Source organism: Kocuria sp. CNJ-770, from assembly GCF_001942375.1.
GTDB lineage: Bacteria > Actinomycetota > Actinomycetes > Actinomycetales > Micrococcaceae > Kocuria > Kocuria oceani.
The window spans coordinates 1-4,090 of the sequence record NZ_MKJW01000027.1; the positions used below are offsets into that span (position 1 = coordinate 1).

A 4,090-nucleotide genomic window follows, 5' to 3' on the forward strand; every position below is an offset into this window, starting at 1 on the left:
GTCGTGCCACCCGCACCGTCGTCCTTGGCCCCCAACTTGGAGCCAGCGAAGGACTCTTCCTGCCCCACTGGTTTATGAACAACGAGGAAAAACTCGCACTCCTCCGCGCGGGAGAAGGAGTGCAAGCACCCATCCTCCAACGCTCCATCGCCGACGCCCGCGCCGTCTCCTCCTCAACTCAGCAAGACGTCTCCAGACTTCAGATCGTCCAGAACACCATCACGGCGATCGAGCAACTTTACCTTGAGAAAAACGCGGAGCAACCAACCGAGCGTCAGCTCCGATCAATGCGAGACCTTATGGCTAAACAGGCCAGCTCGGACGGTCCGTGCAGATCTCAGTGGATATCGATGCTCGAACACACAAATGCGGCAATCGTGGCAGCGCAAGTAGGCACAGCGATGTGGTCCAAGCTCACCGCAGGGCAGAAGGACGTCTTAAATCAACTGTTCCATGAACTTCGCGTCCAGATCTCTGATGCGTTTGGAAAGCTAGGGATGGGCAGCGCCGAGACTGCACCTGACTTTGACGCCCCCGTGCACTACTCCCTGCAGCAACTGTGCGACTTCTTCCTCCCCAACCGCATCCAGATCGAGCAGGCCAACGACAATAAGATCGCCGGCTACGTCGCAACGCTCCAAATGCGCCTGAGCCGCCTTTTAGCCGACGGCCGATACGATTTCATGACTCGAGTGGAAAACCACCACGACCCGCTCGGCAGCTACCTGCGACTGCTCATGGGAGCAGACCCCAGACAAGCGACCACAGACTCAGACTGGCCTGCTGCCAACCTCTATGCCAAACAAGCCGAAACGCACGATGAGGGCCCATCGGTAACAATTTTCGACTTGAGCCTGGTGGCCAGCGACGTGCTCGAGAACGTCACTGCCCTACTCGGACGGATCCTGTTTGACTTTGCCGTGCGCAGCGACCCGCGCGCAGCCCACCCCGTGCTACTCGTTCTCGAGGAAGCCCATCGATTCATCCCTGCCCGCCGGGATTCCAACGGAGTCGGCACGAGATCAACCGCCGTATTCGAACGTATCGCCAAGGAGGGGCGGAAGTTCGGCCTTTCGCTATTGCTCGCAAGCCAGCGTCCCAGCGAATTAAGCGAAACCGTCGTGGCACAGTGCGGCACCGTTGTCGCGCACCGACTCACGCACGAGGCAGACCAAAATCTTCTACGGCATGCCACGGCACTCAGCTCACGCGCCTTGCTGGACCAGCTACCCGGCCTCGCCCAACAGCACGCACTAGTCACCGGTGTCAGCACCGGCGTTCCAGTAGCGGTTCGAATCCGAGACGTCGACAACCCACCCAAGAGCAACGACCCAAACTTTCTTAGTACCTGGTCCGACGCCAGCAGGCTTACAGAATTGCCATTGCACATTGATCGGATAGTCGCTGGCTGGCAAGGAACTTCCGGAGAACAAGTTACCGAAATCGAAGACAACGATTTAATCTAGAATTTGCCTCGATCAACATCCCTTTACCCGATATAAGGAGAATCTTGTCGTCCATCAACTCCCTTCTTTCCGCCAACATCGCCGAGGTGCGCAAAAAGCTAATTGAGCAGCACCTCCTTACGGTCAAGGAAAATCTTTCCTCGAGGCGGAACGGCGACGATTCATCACCGTTCATGGGTTTGCAGAATTCCAGACCCCTGGCCTCTCTGCGTTTTCCCCCGGAGATCCTCAAATGCTCGCGGTGTGGCTAAATCTTAGCACCGCCGATGGAATTTTCGACGTAACCCCTCAGACACTACTCGTCGATTCACATGTCGAGAAGCAAATCGAGGAAATGGTTCTAGGCATCACGAAAGAAACTAAGAGTAAGGGCTGGGTGCTCAAGAAGGTCAAACTGCTGGGCTTGTTCCGCACTTTTGGCGGTCTGTCCTTCACCGCCAAGATCACTACTTTCGATCCCACCGGCGCCCGCGATCTGGGCAACTCCAAATACTGCGTAGTGGGCATCGACTGGGATGACATGGAGATCACGCACTTGGGACTGGTTAATGAAAACGGAGTGAATGTTAGGGTACTCACCTCCTCTACCCCCATAGGAGCCGAGACCTACGCTCCATTGCCACGGTATCCAATGCCGCAGGAAGACATTAAACGTATCCAAAAGGCCGGGAAGTCGCTTACCGCTGAGGATGTGGAACGAATGACCGACGACCGAGCCGCCAATCTGATGTTACTCAGCAAACTAAATAAACTCGCCAACATCAATACGCGCTGAATATCTTACTTCCCCAACTGCCTTAAGCAACTTCATAACGAATTTACCGTGGGTCATAAGTACTGACGACATGCTCGGTGAAGCTAGGGGACATATCGAGGCTCTTTATGCCCCTGTCATTGCCATGCACTGGACATTACTCCCGTAATGCTCATGCTCTCTAACACCCACCCGGCGGGATGTTGCAGGGAAATAGTGAGAGCAGTCGACACCGGGGGTGGCTTTTTCAAGCAGCGGGAACTGGCCGGCCAGGTCCTCGAGCTACGACTTCGTCGGCAGCAATGGTGCGGTTCAGCGCGAACAGTTGCTCGACGATGTCGGCTTCGGGGTCGAATCCGTACGCGTTCAACACAGCAGCATCCAGGATTTCGTGCGCGGACCGCAGAGTGCTTCGGCCTTCGACGCGGATGGCGTTGTACATCTGCTCCAGAGTTGATCCAGCCTCGAGAAGTTCCTGACGGACATCGAGGACCTTTTGTGCGGCAGCTTCTACAGCGTCGATGTGGGCGGCAGTCGGTGCTTGAGGCCAAGGGAATGTGTCCCACACTGTGGAGGAGGTGTATCGGTTGGCTACCCCTAGCGTGGAGCAACGAACGTCCAGCCATGCCTTGTGGATGCTGGACGACACCACGCCGAAACTATAGGTATCGTCCAGGGCCACCACTGACACCAGATCGCCTGGGCGCACGTGCGTGGGTACAGGCACGACGATCATTCGCCGGGTGGGAGTGGTGACCCGTCCAATCCCGAGGTAGTGGTCCAAGTCCTCGAAAGCGGCGATCATCTCTGCGCGCCGGCGATGGTGTCGCCACCAGTATTCGGCCCGCCCGATCTTGTCAGTGTTGACGCGAGCCCTGGGATTTGATGCAAGGATTGCCGCGTTCTCCTGGGCCTGGCGTGCAGCATCAGCCAGGCGCGGGCCCATGACCATCTCGCGCAACCGTTGCATTGTTTTGGGGTAGCGCGTGGTGGCCAGGGTGAGGTCGTCTTCGGGGATGTCGATGACGTAGGACCGCGGCTTCCCGTTGATGAGATCGGTTCCCCCTGCAATCCATTCATGGATGACGGCGCCCTCGCCGGCTGCGATGAGTTCATCACGGGCGGCTTGGTTGATGACGAAGCCCTTCGCGTCCCCTGGTGTTTGTCCCTGGAAGATGCGCTTGGGCTTGGTGTTGGCTGTCAGCTTTCCGGCCTGTCGGACGTCGATTGTGGCCTTCAGGGAAGAGTGAATTTGGTCCGTTTCTAGCCGCAGGTCACCTTCGTTGAGCCACAGCACGCGCGGCTGATCCCACTCACCCTTGATCCAGTTGACGATGGACACGTGAACGGCGGCGTCGCCTGACCAGGGTTGGGAGTCGACGGCCTCAAAGATCGTTCCCCCATGGTCGACGACGTAGTCCAATGACGAGACCCGCGATTCGTTCTGGCGGATTGTGTTCGTGGCGACGAAACCGGCTCGTCCGCCTGCCTTCAGCCGATCGTGGGCTAAGGGGAACCAGTAGCAGACGAAGTCGCTGACTCCAGAGACAGCAGGGTGGACTTTCGGCAGCATGCTGGAGTAGGCAGCACCGAGCTCAGCAACGATTTTTCGTCGACCGATGTAGGGCGGGTTGCCGATGATGACGTCTGCCTCCGGCCAGGGGGTGAATAGGGCATCAGCACAACGGATGGCGTCATCCATGCTTTCCAGTGGCAACACCTCGTAGAGGTCGTGGAGTTCATCGGTGGCGAGCTTGGTGGCGATCATCATGGTCACCTTCGCCACTTCGACGGCGAAGGAGTTCACGTCCATGCCCATGAAGTTGGACGTCGCCACGTAGTGGAACTGACCTTGTTGCTCCACGTTTTT

General features: G+C 57.5%; 3 protein-coding genes. 2 read left to right on the forward strand and 1 reads right to left on the reverse strand.

The genetic code is table 11. From position 1 onward, the window contains the following. Together BJF77_RS19830 and BJF77_RS19835 are read left to right on the forward strand one after the other, a co-directional pair. A partial coding sequence (locus BJF77_RS19830) for an ATP-binding protein (RefSeq protein ID WP_222844941.1) occupies positions 1–1,466 on the forward strand: 1,466 nt, incomplete at its 5' end. A 232-nt stretch (positions 1,467–1,698) separates the two neighbouring features. Beyond that, the gene (locus tag BJF77_RS19835) at positions 1,699–2,241 is read left to right on the forward strand and encodes a hypothetical protein (RefSeq protein WP_139318384.1); all 543 of its coding nucleotides are present in this window, start codon (positions 1,699–1,701) and stop codon (positions 2,239–2,241) included. A 226-nt stretch (positions 2,242–2,467) separates the two neighbouring features. Here the strand turns inward: BJF77_RS19835 and BJF77_RS01405 are convergent. After that, a partial coding sequence (locus BJF77_RS01405) for a class I SAM-dependent DNA methyltransferase (protein WP_187347235.1) occupies positions 2,468–4,090 on the reverse strand: 1,623 nt, incomplete at its 5' end.

Coding starts and splice junctions, on each gene's coding strand:
- BJF77_RS19835 (WP_139318384.1), top strand. CDS start 1,699: ATGCTCGCGGTGTGGCTAAATCTTAGCACCGCCGATGGAATTTTCGAC.